At 67.0% G+C, this 21988-nt stretch carries 20 protein-coding genes; 13 read left to right on the forward strand and 7 right to left on the reverse strand.

Annotated features, from left to right (window positions below; translation table 11 throughout):
• From cyoC to trxB, 8 genes are all read left to right on the forward strand, one after another.
• Positions 1–627 (forward strand): cytochrome o ubiquinol oxidase subunit III, encoded by a 627-nt coding sequence (gene cyoC / locus ACX40Y_RS07720; RefSeq protein WP_459118975.1) that lies wholly within the window; start codon positions 1–3, stop codon positions 625–627.
• Positions 624–1016: a cytochrome o ubiquinol oxidase subunit IV gene (gene cyoD / locus ACX40Y_RS07725; RefSeq protein ID WP_459118976.1), complete on the forward strand. Its 393-nt coding sequence runs from the start codon at positions 624–626 to the stop codon at positions 1014–1016. The genes cyoC and cyoD overlap by 4 nt, the downstream gene beginning before the upstream one ends.
• Complete coding sequence (locus tag ACX40Y_RS07730) at positions 1013–1705, forward strand: SURF1 family protein (protein ID WP_459118977.1); 693 nt, start codon at positions 1013–1015, stop codon at positions 1703–1705. The genes cyoD and ACX40Y_RS07730 overlap by 4 nt, the downstream gene beginning before the upstream one ends.
• Entirely contained in the window at positions 1702–2985 is a 1284-nt protein-coding gene (locus ACX40Y_RS07735) for an ATP-binding protein (RefSeq protein ID WP_459118978.1), read from the forward strand. Before ACX40Y_RS07730 ends, ACX40Y_RS07735 begins: the two co-directional genes overlap by 4 nt.
• Positions 2982–3509, forward strand: a complete 528-nt coding sequence (locus ACX40Y_RS07740; RefSeq protein WP_459118979.1) for a response regulator transcription factor — start codon at positions 2982–2984, stop codon at positions 3507–3509. Before ACX40Y_RS07735 ends, ACX40Y_RS07740 begins: the two co-directional genes overlap by 4 nt.
• Positions 3510–3654: 145 nt before the next feature.
• Positions 3655–5700, forward strand: coding sequence for an arginine--tRNA ligase domain-containing protein (gene argS / locus ACX40Y_RS07745; RefSeq protein ID WP_459118980.1), 2046 nt, complete (start codon positions 3655–3657; stop codon positions 5698–5700).
• A 99-nt stretch (positions 5701–5799) separates the two neighbouring features.
• Positions 5800–5934, forward strand: coding sequence for a hypothetical protein (locus tag ACX40Y_RS07750; protein WP_459118981.1), 135 nt, complete (start codon positions 5800–5802; stop codon positions 5932–5934).
• Between the two features lie 138 nt (positions 5935–6072).
• Positions 6073–7044 (forward strand): thioredoxin-disulfide reductase, encoded by a 972-nt coding sequence (gene trxB / locus ACX40Y_RS07755; RefSeq protein WP_459118982.1) that lies wholly within the window; start codon positions 6073–6075, stop codon positions 7042–7044.
• A 15-nt stretch (positions 7045–7059) separates the two neighbouring features.
• Here trxB and ACX40Y_RS07760 read toward each other — a convergent pair whose 3' ends face one another.
• Genes ACX40Y_RS07760 through ACX40Y_RS07770 form a run of 3 tightly spaced genes read right to left on the reverse strand, consistent with a single transcriptional unit; the run spans position 7060 to position 8674 of the window.
• On the reverse strand, positions 7060–7794 hold the full coding sequence (locus ACX40Y_RS07760; RefSeq protein WP_459118983.1) for a serine aminopeptidase domain-containing protein: 735 nt from the start codon (positions 7792–7794) through the stop codon (positions 7060–7062).
• The gene (locus ACX40Y_RS07765) at positions 7782–8420 is read right to left on the reverse strand and encodes a hypothetical protein (protein ID WP_459118984.1); all 639 of its coding nucleotides are present in this window, start codon (positions 8418–8420) and stop codon (positions 7782–7784) included. The genes ACX40Y_RS07760 and ACX40Y_RS07765 overlap by 13 nt, the downstream gene beginning before the upstream one ends.
• A complete protein-coding gene (locus ACX40Y_RS07770; protein WP_459118985.1) occupies positions 8417–8674 on the reverse strand; it encodes an acyl carrier protein in 258 nt (85 codons plus the stop codon). The genes ACX40Y_RS07765 and ACX40Y_RS07770 overlap by 4 nt, the downstream gene beginning before the upstream one ends.
• A gap of 87 nt (positions 8675–8761) precedes the next feature.
• Here ACX40Y_RS07770 and ACX40Y_RS07775 point away from each other — a divergent pair, with 87 nt between their 5' ends.
• The 5 genes from ACX40Y_RS07775 (at position 8762) to ACX40Y_RS07795 (ending at position 15828) form a co-directional block, all read left to right on the forward strand.
• Complete coding sequence (locus ACX40Y_RS07775) at positions 8762–10249, forward strand: acyl-CoA ligase (AMP-forming), exosortase A system-associated (RefSeq protein WP_459118986.1); 1488 nt, start codon at positions 8762–8764, stop codon at positions 10247–10249.
• Entirely contained in the window at positions 10246–11466 is a 1221-nt protein-coding gene (locus ACX40Y_RS07780; RefSeq protein WP_459118987.1) for a pyridoxal-dependent decarboxylase, exosortase A system-associated, read from the forward strand. Before ACX40Y_RS07775 ends, ACX40Y_RS07780 begins: the two co-directional genes overlap by 4 nt.
• A gap of 89 nt (positions 11467–11555) precedes the next feature.
• Positions 11556–12617: an ExeA family protein gene (locus tag ACX40Y_RS07785; RefSeq protein ID WP_459118988.1), complete on the forward strand. Its 1062-nt coding sequence runs from the start codon at positions 11556–11558 to the stop codon at positions 12615–12617.
• A gap of 212 nt (positions 12618–12829) precedes the next feature.
• A complete protein-coding gene (gene asnB, locus ACX40Y_RS07790) occupies positions 12830–14719 on the forward strand; it encodes an asparagine synthase (glutamine-hydrolyzing) (protein ID WP_459118989.1) in 1890 nt (629 codons plus the stop codon).
• A 92-nt stretch (positions 14720–14811) separates the two neighbouring features.
• Positions 14812–15828: a cupin-like domain-containing protein gene (locus ACX40Y_RS07795; protein WP_459118990.1), complete on the forward strand. Its 1017-nt coding sequence runs from the start codon at positions 14812–14814 to the stop codon at positions 15826–15828.
• Between the two features lie 10 nt (positions 15829–15838).
• Here ACX40Y_RS07795 and ACX40Y_RS07800 read toward each other — a convergent pair whose 3' ends face one another.
• From ACX40Y_RS07800 to ACX40Y_RS07815, 4 genes are read right to left on the reverse strand one after another with little or no spacing between them, the layout of a single operon-like run.
• Positions 15839–17356: a tryptophan halogenase family protein gene (locus ACX40Y_RS07800; RefSeq protein ID WP_459119237.1), complete on the reverse strand. Its 1518-nt coding sequence runs from the start codon at positions 17354–17356 to the stop codon at positions 15839–15841.
• A gap of 2 nt (positions 17357–17358) precedes the next feature.
• Complete coding sequence (locus ACX40Y_RS07805; protein ID WP_459118991.1) at positions 17359–18867, reverse strand: tryptophan halogenase family protein; 1509 nt, start codon at positions 18865–18867, stop codon at positions 17359–17361.
• The gene (locus ACX40Y_RS07810; RefSeq protein ID WP_459118992.1) at positions 18864–20345 is read right to left on the reverse strand and encodes a tryptophan 7-halogenase; all 1482 of its coding nucleotides are present in this window, start codon (positions 20343–20345) and stop codon (positions 18864–18866) included. Before ACX40Y_RS07810 ends, ACX40Y_RS07805 begins: the two co-directional genes overlap by 4 nt.
• 8 nt (positions 20346–20353) lie before the next feature.
• Entirely contained in the window at positions 20354–21886 is a 1533-nt protein-coding gene (locus ACX40Y_RS07815) for a tryptophan halogenase family protein (RefSeq protein WP_459118993.1), read from the reverse strand.
• Positions 21887–21988 lie beyond the last annotated feature (102 nt).

Genomic DNA, 21988 nt, shown 5'->3' on the forward strand with positions numbered 1-21988 from the left:
ATGAGCGCCGAAACGGCAACGGCGGGCGAGGCGCCCGTCTTCTACCAGACCGAGGAGCATCATCACGAAGGCGGCGGCAGCACGCTGCTGGGCTTCTGGATGTACCTGATGAGCGACTGCCTCATCTTCGCGATGCTGTTCGCGGCCTGGGGCGTCTATGGCGCCAGCTATGCGGGGGGACCGACCCCCGCCGAGCTGTTCGATCTGCCGCTGGTCGCGGTGAACACGGCAATGCTGCTGTTCTCGTCGATCACCTATGGCTTCGCGATGATCGCGGTGCAGGAAGAGCGGCAGGGCGCGATGCAGGCCTGGCTGGCGGCGACCGCGCTGTTCGGCGCGGCCTTCCTCGCGATCGAGCTCTACGAATTCTCGCACCTGATCCACGAGGGCGCGGGGCCGCAGCGGTCGGCGTTCCTCTCCGCCTTCTTCACGCTGGTCGGCACGCACGGCCTGCACGTGACCTTCGGCATCATCTGGCTTTCCGTCCTGATGGTACAGGTTGCGCGCCGCGGGTTGGTGCCGGAAAATGTGCGCCGCCTGCAGTGCCTGTCGCTGTTCTGGCACTTTCTGGACGTGATCTGGATCGGTGTGTTCACCTTTGTCTATCTGCTTGGAGTGCTGCGATGAGCGCGGATGTCCACGGCCATGCCGGCCACCACGATCATCATGACGGCCATCACGACGGCGGCGCGCCGCACTCGACGCGCGGCGGCTACCTCATGGGGTTCCTGCTGTCTGTGGTGCTCACGGCGATCCCGTTCGCGATCGTCATGGGCGGCTATATCGCCGACAAGCATCTGGCGGCAGGGATCTGCATGGCGATGGCGCTCGTTCAGGTCATCGTGCACATGGTCTACTTCCTCCACATGAACAGCAAGTCCGAGCAGGGCTGGACGCTGATGGCGCTGATCTTCACGGTCATCATCGTCGTGATCGCGTTGATCGGTTCGCTATGGGTCATGTACAACATGAACCTCCACATGATGCCCGGGATGGACCCGAGCGCAGGCATGTGAACCGGCGGCTCCGCCGAGGGCTGGCGATCGCGCTGCTGCTGGCGGCGGTGATCCTGCTGATCGGGCTGGGCGTGTGGCAGATCGAGCGCCGCAGTTGGAAGCTGGCGCTGATCGATCGGGTCGAGCGGGGACTGGCGGCGATGCCGGTTCCCGCCCCTGGACCCGCCGACTGGGCCGCAATCGGCCGTGACGACAGCTATCGCCGGCTGCGCATCACCGGTCGCTATCTCCCCTGCCGCACCCGCCTGTCCCAGGCGGTGACATCGATCGGCCCGGGCAAATGGGTGATGACGCCGCTGGTGAGCGACCGTGGCTTCATCATCTTCATCAATCGCGGCTTCCTGCCTGACGGCAAGACGCTCCCGCCGTGCCAGCAGGCCGATCCATCGTCCGTCACCGTGACGGGGCTGTTGCGGCTGAGCGAACCGCGCGGCGGCTTCCTGCGGCGCAACGACCCCGCGGCGGGCCGCTGGTATTCCCGCGACGTGGCGGCGATGGGTGAGGGACTGAGACCGCTCGCGCCCTATTTCATCGATGCGGATCGCACCGGCGACGGCTGGCCGCGTGGCGGCATGACGGTGGTGAAGTTCCCGAACAATCATCTGGTCTATGCGATCACCTGGTTCTCGCTGGCCGGGCTGTTTGGCTGGATGACGTGGCGGGCCGTTCGCGGCAAGGGCAGCGAATGACCATGGCCGCCGCCGTGACCGCACCGGAAGATGCCGCCCGGCGCAATCTGCTGCTGCTGGCACAGCTTCGCTGGCTCGCCGTTGCCGGTCAGCTGTCGACGATCCTGATTGTCCATCTCATCCTCGGGGTACGGCTGCCGCTGGTGCCGATGCTGATCACGATCGGCATCCTGATCGCGCTCAACCTGCTGATGGTGCCGACCCGTGCGATCCGACCGGCGAGCAATGCGCAGGTGCTGGGTGGTCTGCTGGTCGACGTCGCGTGCCTGACGGCGCTGCTGTACCTGAGCGGCGGCGCGACCAACCCGTTCGTCGCACTTTATCTGCTTCAGGTCGTGCTCGGCGCGGTTCTGCTCGACACCGCATCGAGCTGGGCGCTGGTGGCGCTAACCAGCGGCGCGTTTGCGGGATTGGCGATCGTGCATCGGCCGCTGGCATTGCCCGAGCCGCTGGCGAGCAGCCTTTCCGGCCCGTTCGTGTTCGCGCTGTGGTTCAACTACACGCTCACCGCGACGCTGCTCGTCCAGTTCGTGACGCGGATCGCGCGCAACCTGCGCGATCGCGACGCGCGGCTGGCGACGATGCGGCAGCGTGCCGCCGAGGAAGAGCATATCGTGCGCATGGGCCTGCTCGCCAGCGGGGCGGCGCACGAACTCGGCACGCCGCTCGCCTCGATCTCGGTGGCGCTTGGCGACTGGCGCGCCGATCCGCGGATCGGCAAGGACCGACAGCTGAGCGCCGAAGTGGCCGACATGCAGGCCGAGGTCGCACGGTGCAAATCGATCGTCGCGGGCGTGCTGTTCGCCGCGGGCGAGGTGAGCGGCGAGGCGCCCGAGCGCACGACGCTGCGCCGCTTCATCACCAGCCTGCTCGAGCGATGGTCGCGCAACGATTGCGTGACGCTCGACTATCGCGTGCAGAGTGACCTGCCGATCGTTGCAGATCGGGCGCTGGGGCAATCGATCGTGAACCTGCTCGACAATGCAGTCGAGGCTGGGGCCGAACGCATCCGCCTTTCCATTTCGCGTGACGGCGAGGAACTGGCGCTGGCGGTGCGCGATGACGGCCGTGGCTTTCCAGAGGCGATCCTGCCGCGGATCGGCCACCCCTATAACAGCAGCAAGGGCCGACAGGGCGCCGGGCTGGGCCTGTTTCTGGCGCACAATGTGTTGCGCACGCTGGGCGGGACGATCGAGGCATGGAATCGCGAGGGCGGCGGCGCGGAGGTGGTGCTGCGCGTTCCGGTAACGGCGCTGGCGCTGGAGGAGAACGAGTCGTGAGTAGCGAAAAGCTGTTGATCATCGAGGACGATGTCGTGTTCGCACGGACGCTGGCCCGATCGTTCGAGCGGCGCGGCTACAGCGTCGAGGTGCTCAATTCACCAGAGGGCCTGGCGGCGGTGGTCGAGCGCTTTTCGCCGACCCGGGCGGTGGTGGACCTGCGCCTGGGCGGCACATCAGGCCTCGCCTGCGTCAAGGAACTGCACGAGCGCGATCCGGCAATGCGGATCGTGGTGCTGACCGGCTTCGCCAGCATTAGCACCGCGGTGGAGGCGGTGAAGCTGGGCGCCAACAACTATCTGATGAAGCCGGCGAATACCGACGATATCGAGGCGGCGTTCGACCGGGTGGAAGGCGATGCCGACACGGCGCTGGTCGCGCGGCCGACATCGATCCGCACGCTGGAATGGGAGCATATCCACCAGACGCTGGCGGACACCAATTACAACCTGTCCGAAGCGGCCCGGCGGCTGGGCCTGCACCGCCGCACGCTTGCGCGCAAGCTGGACAAGCGCCACCTCTGAGCGCCGCCAAAGAAAGTGCTGGAGGCTGCTGGGCGCCGTGATATGGACGCGCGCACTGAATGATGAACCGGACAGGCGCATCGCGGCCGCGTCGATCGCGGCACCGCCGAGGCTGCGCCCTATGTCCAACAAGGATAATATCGGGATGTCCCAGCTAGAGCGCGCAGTGAGGCTGCGTCAGGAAGCCGTTGAGGCGAAGCGTGATGCGCTGGTGGCGGCGCACGATGCGGCCGCGTTTCCGGCAATGCGCGACTATGCGCTGCCCGCACTCGAGGCGCTGCTGACCGAGACGGTGCGCGAGGCGACCGGGGTGGCGGATGCGCAGATCCAGCTGGACCTGATCGCGCGCGACAAGTTCGGCGGCGACATCGCGCTCAAGGTGCCGAGCCTGCTCAAGCAGGGCGGGCCGAAGCGCTTCGTCGCCGAGTTCCAGCCGGCGATCGCTGCGGCGCTGCAAAGCGAGGCGCTTTCGGGCGTGATCCGCTCGATCGAGCTGAAGGGCATGTACATCAACCTCGTGCTCACCGACGACTGGCTGCTGCGCACGGCGGAATCGGTGGTGCGGCTCGATACCGGCTTCTGCCTCAACGACACGATGGCGTCGCAGCGGGTGGTGGTCGACTATTCGTCGCCCAACGTCGCCAAGGTGCTCCACGCCGGCCATATCCGCTCGACGATCACCGGCCATGTGCTCGCCAACCTCTATGATGCGTGTGCGGCGACGGTGTTCCGGCTGAACCATATCAACGATTTCGGCGGTTTCGGCTTCACGCTCGAAGGCTATCGCCGCTTCGCCGATCGCATGCCGGCCGAATTCTCGCCGAACGATCGGCTGCTGGCGCTCTATGGCATCCGCCGGACGCTCGAACGCATCGTCCAGGGCAATATCGAGGCGGCCGATTGGACGGACGAGGACCGCGCGGTGCTCGATCGCTATTTCCCCGAGGTGTCGGATCTGGCGAGCGCGCGGGCGGCATTCGCCGATTTCACTGCGGCATCCGATGCGCGCTTCGCCGCGCTGGAGGCCGGCGACGCCGACGAAGTCGCGCTGTGGGAACAGATGGTCGACTGGAGCATGGCGGCGTTCGACGAATTCTATCGCCTGCTCAACATCGACATCGATTTCGTCATCGGCGAGAGCTTCTATTATCAGGACGGGCTCGACGTCATCGCCAGGGCGCTGGCCGATGGCACGGCTGAGGTGTTCTCCGAAGCGCAGGCAGAGGCGGAGATTGCCGCCGTCGGGGCGCTGCGCGACGCCGGCGAGATCAGCGACGCCGAGGCACAGGTTCGCATCCAGGCGGTGCGCAAGGATATCGGCGCGACGATCGTACGGCTTCCCAGCGGCGAGCGGCTGGTGCTGCTCCGCACCGACGGCCGCAGCATCTATGCCACGCGCGATATCGGCGCGATCGCCCGCCGCAATGCGCTGTTCGCGCCGACGCTCGTTCAGTATGTCGTGGGGCAGGAACAGCGTTCGCATTTCGAGCGGCTGTTCGCGGCGGCCGAGGTGATCGGGCTGGTAAAGGATGGCATTCCGCAGCTGGAGCACCTCTACTTCGGCTTCTATGTCGATGAAAAGACGGGAAAGAAACTTTCGAGCCGGCAGAGCGTGTCGAACGTGATGACGCTGCTCGAAATGTCCGAGCAGTATTTCCGCGCGCGTCTTTCCGAGCGCGACGGCGTGACCGAGGCCGATCGTGACCTTGCGGCGCGGCAGCTGACCGTCGGGTCGCTGGTGTTCAACGACCTCAAGCAGGACATCAAGGGCTCGGTCGATATCGACGTGTCGAGCCTGGAGAACACCATTCAGGGGTTCGAAAAGGCGGGCGGCGCCTATGCTGTCTACACCGCCTGCCGCGCGCGATCGATTCTGCGGCGCCATGGCCAGCCCTCCAAGCCGGTCGACGCGATCGGCGCGTTCGAGCTGACCGACCAGGAAGTCGAGCTGCTGCTCAAGCTCCAGCAGACGCCGGTGAAGGTTGCCGAAGCGGCGGCGCGGGCGAACCCGACGCATCTGATCCGCCATCTGCTCGACATTGCGATGGCCTATAATTCCTATTACACGGCTGCGCCCGTGTTGAGCGACGGCGGCGTCAATGAAGCGCGGCTGCTGATCACCAATGCGGTGCAGATCGCGCTCGTGAACGCGCTGCGCATCTGTCACATTACGACGCCGACAAGTATCTGATCCCGCATCGTCTTAGGCATTTTACCGGAAGTTCTTGGCGCCCCCGCCGCTCTATAAGGGGGGGAGGGGCAGGGGCGACTTGTAACGGAGTGCCGGACGATGCGGACACTGCATGAACTGCCCCGCGAGCGGGTCGAGGACGAAGGCGTCGATCCGGGCGCCTCGCGCAGCCTGCTCATCATGGCGATGGCGAGCGTGCTGTTCTGGGCGACGATCGCGGTACTGATCGTCTGAACTGAGCCGTGAAATTGCGCTTTGCGGCCGCACAGCTTTTGCTGTCGCGGCACGCATTGCATCCGCGATCGCGCGCGCCATGTTGCTTCCTGTGATGCCCTGCCTAGAAGGCGCATCGAAGACATTTCGGAAAGCACCATGACCGCCACTCATTCCACGCGCATGCTCATCCTCGGCTCCGGCCCCGCCGGGCTGTCCGCCGCCATTTACGGCGCCCGGGCCGGACTCGCCCCGATCGTCGTCCAGGGCATCCAGCCCGGCGGCCAGCTGACCACCACGACCGACGTCGAGAATTATCCGGGTTTCCGCGAGGTTATCCAGGGGCCGTGGCTGATGCAGGAGATGCAGGCGCAGGCCGAGCATGTCGGCGCGCAGATGATGTGGGACACGATCGTCGAGGTCGACGTGTCGCAGCGGCCGTTCCGCATGGTGGGCGACAGCGGCACGGTCTATCTGGGCGACGTGCTGGTGATCGCCACCGGCGCGCAGGCGCGCTGGCTAGGCCTCGATTCGGAGGAACTGCTGAAGGGCAAGGGCGTCAGCGCCTGCGCCACCTGCGATGGCTTCTTCTATCGCGGCAAGAAGGTTGCCGTGATCGGCGGCGGCAACACTGCGGTCGAGGAAGCGCTGTACCTGACCAACCACAGCCATGATGTCACGCTGATCCACCGGCGCGACAGCCTGCGCGCCGAAAAGATCCTGCAGGAGCGGCTCCACGCCAATGAGCGGATCAACGTGCTGTGGAACAAGCAGGTCGAGCGCTTCATCGGCGGCGGCCAGCCCGAGGGGCTGGTCGCGATCGAACTGAAGGACACGGTGACGGGCGCGCTTTCGATGATCGAGGTCGATGGCGGCTTCGTCGCGATCGGGCACCATCCGGCGACCGAGCTGTTCCGCGGGCATATCGCGCTCGATGCCGACGGCTATATCGAAGTGGAGAAGGGAACCACCCGCACCAGCGTGCCGGGCGTGTTCGCGTGCGGCGACGTGATGGACAAGCATTACCGCCAGGCGATCACTGCGGCCGGCACCGGCTGCATGGCGGCGCTCGATGCCGAGCGCTTCCTGGCGGAGGCCGATTTCGAGACGGTGAAGGAAGCCGCCGAGTAATCCGGCGGCCGGCGTTCAGGCGCCGAGCGCCTCGATCACCCGGTCGAACAGCCATTGCTGGTCGGCCGGGTTCGAGAAGCCGTGGCTGGCCGTATCGTGCTGGCGGCGGCTGATCCGGGTGCCGACGGCGGCGAAGTCGGCGCGTCGCAATAAGCCCGCGAACGCCATCGCCATGCTGTCACGCGCTGCGAGCAGGATGGTGATCGGAATCGTCGCGTCATTCAGGCTGCGGGCGAGCCGGGTGTCCAAGGGCGATGTTTCCAAGTCAGAATCATCTTCGTTGCTCAAGCGCTTGTTAAACAACGGAAAACGAATTATTTTTCGCGCGGCGGGCGGGTCGCTGTTGCTGTCGGGATCGCCGGGCCAAGGGTTGGCGAGGAGCAGTGCGTCGATCCGCGCCTGGGGGTGGTTAAGCGCGAGCGCGGTTGCACCATCGCCAAGGCCGAGCGCGATCACCCGCCGCACGCGTGCCTCGCGTCGGAACGTGGATGCAGCGACGGCGATATCGTCGGCGCTGGCATCGAACCCGCGATTGATGCCGGCGGAATCGCCGATGCCGCGCCGATCGAACCGGAAAACCGGATAGCCCGCAGCCGCAACCCGCTGTGCCAGAGCCGCCATGCCGCGATGCGCGCCGACGCGGATTTCGTTGCCGCCGGACACGATCAGTAGCCCCGTCTTGCCATCGGCACTGTCGAGCGTGCCGATCAGCGTGTCGCCATCGCAGGGGAAGGCGATCAGGCTTCGCATCGGTCCACCCAATCGGCAATGTCCGCCGCCAGCGTCGCAGCCAGCGCGGCATGTGTGCCCGGCGCGGGAAGCGCCCATAAGGGCACGCCATTGACCCGGAGATCCGCGGGCCGTTCATCGTCGATTAGTCGCACGACCCGGGCCGGCTCGATCTCGTGATGGGGCAAATCGTCGAGAAAGGCGTCGGGCAGGCGGTGTACGACGTGATCGGGATCGGTGCCGGCATCGCGGATGCGGTCCAGCGCGCGGCGAAGTTCGGCGCCACCTTGCGGCGCGAAGTGCCAGCGATGTGAGACCAGTACCGAGCCGTCGAGCAGGGCACCGCTGCGGATCGCCAGCGAATAGGCGCGCTTGCCGGCCGTCCGCGCGGCGGCAGCGAAGGCGGCGCGCAGATCGGTCATGTCGATCCGCTCGCTGGGGATCAGGCTGTCCCCGGTGCCCGGCAGATCGGGGATCACCCCGGCAATGCCGCGATCGGCAAGGTGCCGCAGGATCGTGGCGACCAGCGTGCGCGTGCGATTCGCTTCCTCGAACAGCGGCAGCGCAGCGACGACGACCGGGCCGGTTGCGGGACCGAAGCGGATCATCGCCTCGCGCCCGCGCGCCCAGTCATAGGGTTCGATCACCCCAGCGCCTTCGCGGCTGCGTAGCGGGTGAGGGTGCCGAAGCTCTCCAGCATCTCGCCATCCACTTCATCATCCTCGATGAGGATGCCCAGCCGATCCTCGATCTCGGTCAGCACGCCGGCGACCGCGAGCGAATCCAGCTCGGGCAGCGCGCCGAACAGCGGCGTTTCCGCATCGAACGCGGCCGCGCGATCCTCGCTCAATCCGAGCACGTCGCGCAGAACGGCGCGCACCGTGTTTTCGACGTCAATCATGCCTTCGGGCTGCAATGCGGATCCCCCCTGGGTGATTTTCCGCCCGTAAGGCTTGGCGGGCGCGCTGCCAAGTATAAGGGTGCGGCGATGCTGCCACTCGATCCCGATCCCTATCCGATCGACACGCTGCCCCTGCGCGGCGCGCCGGATGCACCCGCGCTGCGCGACCGGACCGGCGTGATGTGCTTCGCCGCGCTGGAACATGCGGTTGGCGAGCTTGCCCACCGCCTCGCGAGCTTCGGCCTGCGACCGGGCGAGCGGGTGGCGAGCTGGCTGCCCAAGACGCGCGCCGCCTGCCTGTTGCCGCTGGCGGCGCCGCGCGCCGGGCTGATCCATGTGCCGGTGAACCCGGTGCTGAAGCGTGCGCAGGTGGCGCATATCCTGGCCGATAGCGGCGCGCGCCTGTTCGTCACGCAGCGCGCGCGAATCGCTGCGTTGCAGTCCGGCGACGTTCCGGACGGCTGCAACCTGCTGTTCGAGGACGATCTCGCCTCGGGCGACCACCTGCCGCCCTCATCGGCCGATCCCGACACGCTGGCGGCGATCCTCTATACCTCCGGCTCGACCGGGCGACCCAAGGGCGTGATGCTGAGCCACGCCAATCTCTGGCTCGGCGCGATCAGCGTGGCCCATTATCTGAAGATCGTGCCGGACGATCGCGTGCTCGGCGTGTTGCCGCTCAGCTTCGACTATGGACAGAATCAGCTGCTTTCCAGCTGGGCGGCGGGCGCCAGCGTCGTCCCGCTCGATTACCTGACCGCGCGCGACGTGGTGAAGGCCGTCGAGCGGTTCGAGATCACGACGCTGGCGGGCGTGCCGCCGCTGTGGGTGCAATTGCTGGAAGCGGCGTGGCCGGCAGAAACCGCGGCGCGGTTGCGGCGGCTGACCAATTCGGGCGGCGCACTCACCCGCCCGCTGGTCGAGGGGCTGCGCGCGCAGTTTCCGCAGGCCGAGCTTTACCCGATGTATGGACTGACCGAGGCGTTCCGATCGACCTATCTCGAGCCTTCGCTGGTCGACGCGCACCCCGATTCGATCGGGCGCGCGATCCCCTTTGCCGAAATCCTGCTGGTCGATGGCGAGGGGGCGGAGACTGATCGCGGCGAACTCGTCCATGCCGGGCCGCTGGTGGCGAAAGGCTATTGGAACGATCCCGAGCGGACCGCCCAGCGCTTCCGCCCGGCGCCCGCCTTTGCCAAAAGTGGCGGCATGGCGGTCTGGTCCGGCGACACGGTGATGCGCGATGCCGAGGGCCTGCTGCGCTTCGTCGGGCGGGATGACGAGATGATCAAATCGTCGGGCAACCGGATCAGCCCGACCGAAATCGAGGAAGCGGTGATCGCCGGCGGCGAGACGACGGAGGCGGCGGCGTTCGGCGTGGCGGATACGCGGCTCGGCCAAGCGATCGTGGTGGTCGCGCGTGGCGACGGCAGCATCGAGGCCGAACTGCGCGAACGGTTGCGCCGCGAACTGCCCGGCTTCATGCAGCCGGCGCGCTATGTGTGGCGAGCGAGCCTGCCGCGAAATGCCAATGGCAAGCTCGACCGCGAAGGAATGAAGGCGGAACTGACATGAACGGAAAACCGATCGGGCCGATTCCCGCCGCCTATGCCGGGCAGCGCGAACTGACCATTGCCGGGCGTTCGGCGGCGGGCTGGGCGCAAGGGCAGACGCCGCTCTACCTTTATGACGGCCCCGCGATCGTCGCACGGATCGCTCAGTTTCGCGCGGCGATGCCGGCGCGGGTGGCGCTGCATTATGCCGTCAAGGCCAATCCCTTCCCGTCGCTGCTTGGCATGATCGCCCCGCTGGTCGATGGGATGGACGTCGCATCTGCGGGGGAAATGGCCCGCGCGCTGGACGTCGTGGTGCCGGATGCGATCAGCTTTGCCGGTCCGGGCAAGCGCGATGGGGAGATCGCGGCGGCGATTCAGGCGGGCGTGACGCTCAACCTCGAATCCGAGGGCGAGGCCGATCGCGCACTGGCGATCGCGACGCGGATCGGGACGGCACCACGGCTGGCGGTGCGGGTGAATCCCGATTTCGAGCTGCGCGGATCGGGTATGAAGATGGGCGGTCGCGCATCGCCATTCGGGGTGGATGCGGCGCGAGTGCCGGCGCTGGTCCGCCGACTGCTCGCCGCGGGTGCCGACTGGCGCGGATTTCACGTCTATGCCGGATCGCAGGCGCTCGACGCCGCCGCCGTGATCGAGACACAGGCGGCGACGGTGGCGCTGACGGCGCGACTTGCCGAGGCGGCGGGGGCGCTGCCGCCGCTTGTCAATCTGGGCGGCGGGTTCGGCATCCCCTATTTCGCGGGCGACCGGCCGCTCGACGTGGCGATGGTGGGCGATGCGCTGGCAGGCGCGCTCGATGCACTCGATACCACCTATGCGATCGAACTGGGTCGTTGGCTGGTGGGGGAGGCGGGCATCTATCTGGCGCGCGTCATCGATCGCAAGGAAAGCCAGGGCGAGACGTTCCTGGTGGTCGATGGCGGGCTCAACCATCATCTTGCCGCCACGGGCAATTTCGGAACGGTGGTGCGGCGCAACTATCCGGTGGCGGTGGCGCATCGGATGCAGGACCCCGCCGAGGAAGTGGTGAGCATCGTCGGGCCGCTCTGCACGCCGCTCGACCGGCTGGCCGATCGGGTGGCGCTGCCCAGAGCGGCGGTGGGCGACCTGATCGCGGTGTTTGCCTCCGGCGCCTATGGGGCGAGCGCAAGCCCGCAGGCGTTTCTGGGCCATCCGGCCATTGCGGAGGTGCTGGCAGGATCGGCTGACGGCTAACGCAAACTTTACCAATCCCTGCGCATAGCGGAGGCTCGATCGAGCGCAGGGCGATGTGGAGCGCATCGGCACCCGGCGGAGTGACCAGGATGTACGACGATCATTACGGCCTGAGCGGGCGGCCGTTCCAGCTGACCCCCGATCCGCGCTTCTGGTTCGATACTGCCACGCATCGCAAGGCGATGGCCTATCTCGGCTATGGCCTGAGCCAGGGCGAGGGCTTCGTTGTCATTACCGGTGATCCCGGTGCGGGCAAGACCACACTGGTCGGCCACCTGCTCGACGGGATCGACGAAGACCAACTGAACGTCATCAGGATCGTCTCCACGCAGGTGCCCGCCGACGACCTGCTCCGGCTGGTGAGCGAAGGGCTGGGTGTCGACACGCGCGCGCTGCCAAAGGCGTCGCTGCTCTCGGCGATCGAACGCGGGCTGCACCAGATCGCGCGCGCGGGCAGGCGGACGCTGCTGGTGATCGACGAGGCGCAGGCGCTGCCGCCCGACAGCCTGGAGGAGCTGCGCATGCTCTCGAACTTCCAGGCGGGCGGGCACGCGCTGCTCCAGATCTTTCTGCTCGGCCAGCCCGAGTTCCGGTTGATGCTCCACCAGCCGCAGCTCGAACAGCTGCGCCAGCGGGTGATCGCAATGCATCACCTGGCGCCGATGGAGGCGGACGAGGTCGAGCCCTATCTGATCCACCGGCTGCGCTGTGTCGGCTGGCAGGGGCGGCCGCGCTTCACCGGTGAGGCACTGATGGCGATGTATCGCTGGTCCGGCGGCATCCCGCGGCGGCTCAACCAGATCGCCTCGCGCGTGCTGCTCTATGGCGGGATCGAGCGGATCGAGACGTTCGGGGGCGTAGAAATCGCGGCGGTGATCGATAATTTCGACGCTGCGATGCTGGCGGCCGACGATGCCCCGCCGCGGCCGTCGTCGCCACGACAGCAAGCCGAAGCCCCGCCTGTTCCCCCTTCGAAACCGCCAGCGGCAGACGTGACGGCGCTGGAACGCCGCATCGTCGCGCTCGAGGCGCAGCTTGGCGAACAGGACGCGGCGTTGCGCCGGGTGCTCGCGCTGCTCATCGAATGGGTCGAGACCGGGGATCCGCAGCGCCGGCCGAACATCGGCCCGCTGCGCGAGGGGCTTGCCTGAAGCGCGTCAGCACGACCTGCCGTCAAGACGTCGAGACGAACCGGGCCGCGCAGGGTGGCATGGGCGTGCATCCCTTGGTACGCGAGCCCCGATTTGCTGATCGGGAGAGACGAGCGCGTGAATTCGGCGATGTTGCGGGCCAGGCGATTCCGCCCCGATTCCGATGCCGTCGACAGGCGCCCGATCGATCGTCGCATGGCAGGCGCGCGCTGATGGGTGCGATCGCCGGGCTTTATTATCCCGCCATCGCCAAGCCGGTCGACCCCGCGCGGATCGCGGCGATGACCGACGCGATGGCGCATCGTGGACCGGACGGATCGGGCAGCTGGTGCGCGCCCGGCATTGGCCTCGGGCATCGACGTCTGGCGATCGCCGCCCGGGAAGACGGCGCCCAGCCGATGGTCAGCGCCGATCGCTCGGTCGCGGTCGTTCATGACGGCCGGATCTACAATGGTCGCGAACTGCGTGCCGAGCTGGAGGCGCGGGGCGCACGCTTCGACACCGATTGCGATGCAGAGGTGCTGATTCAAGGCTGGCGCGTGTGGGGCGCCGACCTGCTGGCACGGCTGAACGGCATGTTCGCCTTTGCGCTTTACGATGCGGCGCGGCAGAGCCTGTTTCTCGCCCGCGACCGGCTGGGCGTGAAGCCGATCCATTATGCGTCGCTCGCGGACGGCGCGTTCGCGTTCGCATCCGAGCTGAAGGGGCTACTCGCGCACCCGATGATGCGCCGCGCCCCTGATTTTCGCGCCGTCGAGGACTATCTTGGCCTCGGTTATGTGCCGGACGACGCCTGCATCGTCGCTGGTGTGTCAAAACTGGCTGCCGGCCATTTCCTGCTGATCGAACGCGGGCGGCCGGTGCCGCGTCCGACGCGCTGGTGGGACGTCGACTTTTCCCGGCGGGCTGCGGGCCGCAGCGGCGATCTGCAGGCCGAGCTGGCCGACTTGATGCGCCAGGCCGTACGGTTGCAGATGCAGGCAGAGACGCCTCCCGGCGCGCTGCTCTCGGCCGGTATTGGCGGCGCGGCGGTGGTCGCGCTGATGGCCGAGGCGAGCAAGGCGGCGGTGCAGACCAGTGCGATCGCGGTCGAAGAGACGGCGGTCGAGGCCGCCGACGCGGTGACGCTCGCCGAGCGCTTTGCCGCGCGGCACCAGCAGCGGTCGATCGGCGCGCCCGATCCGACGGCGATCGACATGCTGGCGGCGCTGTTCGACGAGCCCTTTGGCGATCCCGGTGCGCTCGCCGCCTGGCGATTGCGCCAGCTTGCGCGCGAGCGGTCGGCGGTGGTGCTCGCGGGCGACGGCGCCGATGACGTGCTGGCAGGCCATCGCCATTACCTTGCCCTTGCTGCCGAGGAACGGATTCGCGCGGTGCTGCCCGAGGCGCCGAGAGCGCGTTTGTTTGGATCGATCGCCTCGGCCTGGCCCGATGCCGGCTGGATGCCGCGTCCGTTCCGCGCAAGGCCGGTGCTGATGGCGCTCGCTGGCGATGGCGCAGAGGCCCACGCCACGCGCCTAACCGTGACCGGTGCCGATTTGCGCGAGGCGCTGTACAGCAAGGCGGCTCGCGCGGCGCTGGGCGGGCACCGCGCCGAGCAGCGTTATGTCGAGACGATGCGAATGGCGCCGGCGCGGGAAGGGCTGGGTCGTGCGCAATATGTCGATATCCGCCACCGACTGGCCGGCGCAGTGCTGACCAGCGCCGATCGCACTGGCATGGCGGTGGGCCTCGAGACTCGCCTGCCGCTGCTCGACCACCGGCTGGTCGAATTCGCCGCGAGCCTGCCGACGGCGCTTCGTGTTCGCAGGGGCCAAGGCAAGTGGCTGATGCGGCGCGCGCTGACGCCCTGGCTGCCACAAGCGATGCTCGCTCGTCGCGAGGCGCCGGCGGTTTCGCTGGCCAGCGCCTGGTTTCGCACTGGGCTCGTCGACGCGGCGGCAGGGCTCGCAAGGTCGCCGGTGCTGATCGGTACGGGATGGTTCGACCCGCGCACACTGGCCCGGATCGCCGATGAACATTGCGCCGGGCGAGCCGATCACGGCGATACGCTATGGCAACTGCTGGTTCTGGAACGGAGCCTGGCGCGCCTGTTCCGCTGATCGGGGCAATCGACTTCGCGGTGCAAAGCCTTTACCCGGCGCGGGAGAGGCCAAGGATCAATGGCGAATACGCCCGGAGTCACAATTTCCCGATGACGCAGCGCTTTACCCCCATAGCCGAATGGCGTGACGTCGATCGCGCGACTTTCGAGACGGACATTGTGCAGCTGCGTGAGCCAGCCGTGATCCGCGGCCTGGGCAATGCCTGGCCCGCCGTTGCGGCGGCGCGGCAATCGGCCGAGGCGCTTTGCGGCTATCTCGCGAAAGCCGATCGGGGCAAGCCGGTCCCGGCATTTCTTGGGCCGCCCCAGATTGGCGGGCGCTTCTGGTATCAGGAAGACATGCGCGGGCTGAATTACCAGCAGCGGATCGCGCCGATCGGCGAATTGCTGCGCGTGTTGCTGGACGTTCGCGCTCAGCCACAGCCGCCCGCCTTTTACGCCGGCGCCATCCCGGTTGCGGAGCATTGCCCCGATTTCGCGGCCGAGAATGCGGCATCGATCGTCGACGATGATGCCGTCGCCCGGCTGTGGATTGGCAACCGTGTGACGGTATCGACGCATTTCGACATGTCAGAAAATCTGGCGGTGGTGGTGGGCGGACGCCGTCGCTTCACGCTGTTTCCACCCGAGCAGGTCCGCAATCTCTATGTCGGGCCGTTCGATTTCACCTTTGCCGGGCCGCCGGTGAGCATGGTCAACCTGCAGGACCCCGATCTGGCACGCTATCCGCGCTTCGCCGAGGCGCTGGCCACCGCCGTCCAGGCCGATCTGGAACCGGGCGACGCGATCTACATCCCTTATATGTGGTGGCACCAGGTGGAGGCGCTCGATCCGGTGAGCGTGCTCGTCAACTATTGGTGGGACATCGCCAAGCGCCCCTGGCAAGGATCGCCGTTCAAGACATTGATGCACGCGATCATGAACATCCGCGACCTGCCCGAGCGCGAGCGCGCGGTGTGGCGCGCCTGGTTCGACCATTATGTCTTCGGCGACGGCCATGACGCGGTCGCCCATCTGCCGCCCGAACGGCTGGGGCCGCTCGGCGAAATGAACCCGGAGCGGGCGGCGATGGTCAAACGCTATTTGATGGACGAACTGCGGCGGTAACCGGGACCGCTCAACCTTCGGATGGCATGCGGCAGTGGTGGTCGATGAAATCGGTGTGCGACGGCATCGAGGCGACGGCGGCGTCGATTGCCGCCGCGATCCGCGTCATCCGGCTCGCCAGTTCCTCTTCGGGTAGGATATCGGCGATCGGATGGTGCCGCCTGGGCTCGATCCGCTGCCCGTGGAGCACCGCGAGCCAGCTCGCATCGCCGAACAACTCGCTTTCGTGCCGGAACAGTCGCGCATTCTCGCGAAAAATGTCGATCCGTTCCTGAAGCGAGGCCGGGATCGGCATCGTCCGGCAGCGATTCCAGAACGGACTGTCGGTGCGTTCTGTCGCCTTGTAGTGCAGGATCAGGAAGTCGCGGATCTGTTCATATTCGAGCCGCGTCGCCCGGTTGTAATAGTCGATGTCGTGCTGATTGAACCGCTTGTCGGGAAAGTTGGTCAGCAGCCGGGCGATCCCCGACTGGATCAGGTGGATCGAGGTCGATTCGAGCGGCTCGAGAAAGCCCGAAGCTAGACCCAGCGACACGACGTTGCGGTGCCAGGGGCGTCGGCGGATCCCCGCCTGGAAGCGCAGGAAATTGGGCTCGGATATCGGCGCGCCGTCGAGCCCCGCGTCGAGCATCGCCACCGCTTCGTCGTCGCCGAGATATTCGGAGCAATAGACATGACCGTTGCCGGTGCGCGACTGGAGCGGGATGCGCCATTGCCAGCCCGCCGTGCGCGCGGTGGCGCGGGTATAGGGAAGCGGCGGGCCGACGCGCTCGCAGGCGCGGGCGACGGCGCGGTCGCAGGGCAGGTATTCGCTCCAGTCGTCATAGCCGGCGGCGAGCGCACCTTCGATGAGCAGGCCGCGGAAACCCGAGCAGTCGAGGAACAGATCGCCTGCCACCACGCGCCCGTCGTCGAGTGCAAGCGTTTCGACATGGCCGGTTTCGCCGCTCAGCCGGACATCGACGATCCGGCCTTCGATCCGGCGCGTGCCCGCGGCTTCCGCCACCTCGCGCAGATAGCGTGCATAGCGCGCGGCATCGAACTGAAAGGCATAGGCGATCGTCGCCAGCGGGCTATTGCGCCGGCTGGGATCGGGGCGCTGGAACTTGCCGCCGCGGGCGGCGCCGATGGCCAGGCTGTATCGGTCGAGCGGCAGCGCGCCGCCCGATTGCGCTTGGCGATACCAGAAATGATGGAAGTGCAACCCTTCCATCTCCTGGCCATAGCTGCCGAACGGGTGGATATAGCGATCGCCGAGTCGCCCCCAGTCGACAAATTCGATGCCGAGCTTGAAGGTCGCGGCGGTGCGGCGAACGAAATCATTCTCGTCCAGCCCCAGCAGCCGATTAAAATAGCGGATGTGCGGGATCGTCGCCTCGCCGACGCCGACGGTACCGATCGCTTCGGATTCGATCACCTCGATCGCGATGCCGCCCCCCGCCAGGATGCGCGACAGCGCCGCCGCCGCCATCCATCCCGCCGTCCCGCCGCCGACGATGACGACGCGCCGGATCTTCAGATCGTCCACGCTCAACCCGCCGCGCAATATCGGGCGAGGAACTGGTCGTGCGTCGGCATCTGCTGCACCGCCGCCCGCATCGCGTGGCGCATCGAACCGAGGCTATGGGCGATTTCGCCTGCCGGCAGGCTCGCGACCACCGGATCGAACGATCGCGGCACGATGTTCTGACCCAGCATCACCGCCACCCAGCTCGGCCGGGCGAACAGCTCGTCATTGTAGCGGAAGACGCGCCCGGTTTCGCGGAACAGTTCGATCTTGTGCGTGAGCGTGTCCGGCAGCGGCATCGTCCGGCAATAGTTCCAGAACGGGCTGTCGTCGCGTTCGGTGGCGGCATAATGGAGGATGATGAAGTCACGGACCTGCTCGAACTCCGTCTGCATGTGGCGGTTATACTCGATGCGCAGGATGTCCGGGATCTCGGCCCTGGGAAATAGCGAAATGAAGCGGCTGATCCCTTCCTGGATCAGATAGATCGACGTCGATTCGAGCGGCTCGAGAAAGCCCGCCGCCAGCCCGATCGGGATGCAATTGCCCACCCAGAATGCCGCCCGCCGACCGGCCGTGAAGCGGATCATGCGCGGATCGGCGATCGCCGGCCCGTCGAGGCCGGCGATCAGCAGCGCGGCTGCCTCGTCATCCGGGAGGAAGCTGCTCGAATAGAGATGGCCGTTGCCCATTCGCCGCTGCGTCGGGATGCGCCATTGCCAGCCGGCGACTTTCGCGGTCGACCGCGTGAAGGGGGGCAGGGGGCTGGAATGGGCGCTGGGGACCGCCAGCGCGCGATCACAGGGCAGCCAGTGACCCCAGTCGACAAACGGCACGCCCAGCGCCTCGCCCGTCAGGAGCGCGCGAAAGCCGGTGCAGTCGAAGAAAAAGTCGCCCTCAAGCGATCGGTCGTGATCGAGATCGATCGCCTCGACGAACCCGTCTTCGGATCGGGTGCGGACGCGGCCGACAATGCCTTCGATCCGCTGCACCCCACGCGCTTCCGCGTAACGGCGCAGGAACGCGGCGTAGAGCGTCGCATCGAAATGATAGGCATAGCGCAGCTGCGACACCACCGATCGCGGATTGGGATCGGGAAGCGTGAACCGCCCCGCCGACGCCGCCAGCGAGGACAGGCTATAGTCCTCGATCGGATGGCCGTCGCCATCGGCACTGCTGCGCAGCCAATATTGGTGGAAATCGATCCCCTGCATGTCGACGCCGTGCTGGCCGAACGGGTGGATGTAGCGATCGCCCCTGCGGCCCCAATCGACGAATTCGATGCCGAGCTTGAAGGTCGCCTCGGTCGCCTTCATGAACTCGGCTTCGCCAATGCCGAGCATGCGGTTGAAGGCGAGGATATCGGGGATCGTCGCCTCACCCACGCCGACCGTGCCGATCATGTCCGATTCGACCAGCGTGATGCGTGTCTTTCCGGGATCGAGCAGGCTGGAGAGCGCGGCGGCCGTCATCCAGCCTGCGGTGCCGCCGCCGACGATGACGATGTGGCGGAGCAATGCGGACTCACTCATCGGCCGCCCTCGCGCAGATAGGCTTCGAGTTCGGTGCGATAGGTGGCGCTGGCAGGCAGGGTGGCCGCCATCTGGGCAATGTTCTGCTTCATCGTCGAGAGGAACTGCCTGACTTGCGCGGGCGAGGCGCGATCCGCCAGCGGGTCGTGGCGTGCCGGGCGCCGCCCCATGCCGAGATGCAGGATCGTCCAGTCCTCGGGGTGGAACGGCTCCAGATCATAGGCGACGAGCACCCCGCGACTTTCGAACAGCGCGAGTTTTCGTGCCAGCTTCTCCGGCAGCGGCTCGGCGCGGGCCGCGCGCCAATAGGCTGTGTCGGGAAGGCCGTCCGGCTCGACGATCGCACGGTTGAATAGCGATGCGTGGAGAAAATCGTCGGTGAAGCGGCGATTATATTCGCGCCGCTCGACCACCATCGGCCCGGCATTGGGAATGAGCGACACCAGCCGCTCGATGTCGCGCTCGAGCAGCATCATCGGGGCGGGACTGAGCGGTTCGACCACCCCGGCCGCATGACCGATGCCGACGCAATTGCCGGCCCAGGCATCGGTGCGCCGGCCGATCAGGGCCTGAGCCGCGCGGGATACGGTGCCGTCCGGCATCGCCGCCGGGTCGGCGGGATTGTGGACAGTGATGCGCAGCAGCTCGTCGCGCAGTGGGGTCTCGGCCGTCCAGCCATGCTGCGTCGGGGTCACGGTGCGTAACGGGCTTCCCGCGCGTTCCGCTTGTTCGCGAAAGGCGACGACGCTGACCCGACGTGCGTCTCCGGCCATCGGTGCCAGCCGAGACAGCAGCACCGCGTCCGGGCCGCTGCAATCGACATAAAGATCGGCGCGGCTCGGCGCCCCGCCGTCCACCCGGAGGCCGTCGATTCCGTGCTCGCCGCTTTCGACCGCCACTTCGGCGCCCGCAATGATCTCGATCCGCCCAGGGGGCACCGCGGCTGCGAACAGCGCCGCGTAGTTTGCTGGATCGAACTGATAGCCATATTCGGCACGGGCCAGCGGGTGCTGCGCGGCCTTGCCCGGGCCTTGCGGCGGATGGGCAAAGCCGCCGCGCGCGCCCGCCGCCGCTCCGGCAAGATAGGGTTCGATCGCGTCCTCCGCCGTGGCGGCCAGATATTGGTGGAACTGGACGCCGTCGATGTTGGGGAAGGCGAGGTTGAAACACTGCGTCCAGGCACGCCCGGCCGCTCCCCACGCCAAATAGCGAGTGCCCCACGAAAAGGCGGTATCGCTGCGCAGCACGAGCGACGGTTCGTCGACGCCGGCCGCCAGGTTGAACGCATAGGCAGATGGCGCGGTGACCGTGCCGTAGAACAGGTCGCTCGCCGCATCGCGCTCGATCAGGACCAGCGTGATGCGGATCGCGGGTGCCAGTTGCCGGGCGAGCGTGGCGGCAGTCATGCGCGCGGCAAGACCGTGTCCGCAGATGATGATATGCCCGATGGGATCGGCGTTGGTGGATGGCGTGGACATGATCGGTTCTACTGCGCGACGGCCGTGCGGGTGAGCGTAGCGGCGCCGGCCGATCGCCGGATATAGTCGGCATGATCGGGCGTCGAACGCACCGCCGCGGCCATGTCCCGGCGGAGGCGATCGGCTTTCGCGGCCAGCGCCGCGGGATCGATCGCCCGGGCCCGCGGATCATAGCCGCCGGGCACCAGATTCTGCCCGAGCATCACCGCCACCCAGCTGGGCGGCAGGAAAAGCCCGAATTGATAGGGAAGGATCAGCCCGCGCGTCAGCCAGGCCTCGATCTTCTCGGCCAGGCTGTCCGGCAGCGTCAGGGCACGGAAATGCCGCCACATCTCGCTGTCATCGCGTTGGGTGGCGACATAGTGAAGCAGCAGGAAATCGCGCACGCGCTCATAGTGCAGCGCCATCCGCCGGTTATATTCGTCGATATCCACCGGATCGAAGCCGGCATCGGGGAACAGTGCCAGCAGTTCGGTGATGCCATCCTGGATGAGGTGAATCGATGTCGATTCGAGTGGCTCAAGAAAGCCGCCCGCAAGGCCGATCGCGACGACATTGTGCTTCCAGAACGCCTTGCGCCGCCCGGTCGTGAAGCTGAGCCGGCGCGGCGGCGCCTGCATCGGCGCGTCGAGATTGTCGACCAGCTGACGCTCGGCCGCATCGTCGTCGATGAAGCTACTGCAATAGACATGGCCATTGCCGACGCGGTGCTGGAGCGGGATGCGCCATTGCCACCCCGCCGTTCGCGCGGTTGCGCGCGTATAAGGCCCCAGCGGCCCGGCATGATCGGTCGGCACCGCGACCGCCCGATCGCACGGCAGCCAACGACGCCAGTCGTCATAGCCGGCGGCCAGCGCGCCTTCGATCAGCAGCCCGCGAAAGCCCGAGCAATCGACGAACAGGTCGGCTTCGACGCTGCGGCCGTCGGCGAGCGTTACGCCGCGCACGAAGCCGCTTTCGGGATCGAGCGACGTCTTCGTCACCTTGCCGTCGAGCCGGGCAACCCCGCGATGTTCGGCATAACGCCGCAAAAACCCAGCGTAGAGCGCGGCATCGAACTGATAGGCATAGCCGAAGCTGCCATCGATGCGATCGACGCTGCCGGAGGGATGGCGAAACCGGTTCTGCTCGGCTGCGACGATCGGGAACGAGTAATCGTCGAGCCGCCCCGGATCGCCGGTTTCACGCAGGCGAAGCCAGTGGTGATAAAAGGGCACGCCTTCAATCGGCTGACCATAATCGCCGAATGGGTGGATATAGCGGTCGCCGATCCGGCCCCAGTCGCGAAACTCGATGCCAAGCTTGAACGTGGCCTCGGTGGCGCGCATCAGATCGTCCTCGCCGATGCCGAGCGTGGTGTTGAAGGCGCGAATATGCGGCAGCGTCGCCTCGCCGACGCCGACGGTGCCGATCTCGGACGATTCGATCAGCCGAATCGCGATGGATAGTCCCTGCAATCGGTTTGCAAGCGCCGCCGCCACCATCCAGCCGGCGGTGCCGCCGCCGACGATGCAGATCGATCGGATCGCGGCCGGGCGCATCAGGCCGCACGCACCCGCGTACGCTCAACGCCAACACCCGTCATGTCCCCTCCAGCGCCTGTCTAATCTGTCTCTGATCTTGAAACCAGCCGGGCCTGACGT

Source organism: Sphingomonas sp. RS6, from assembly GCF_054489705.1.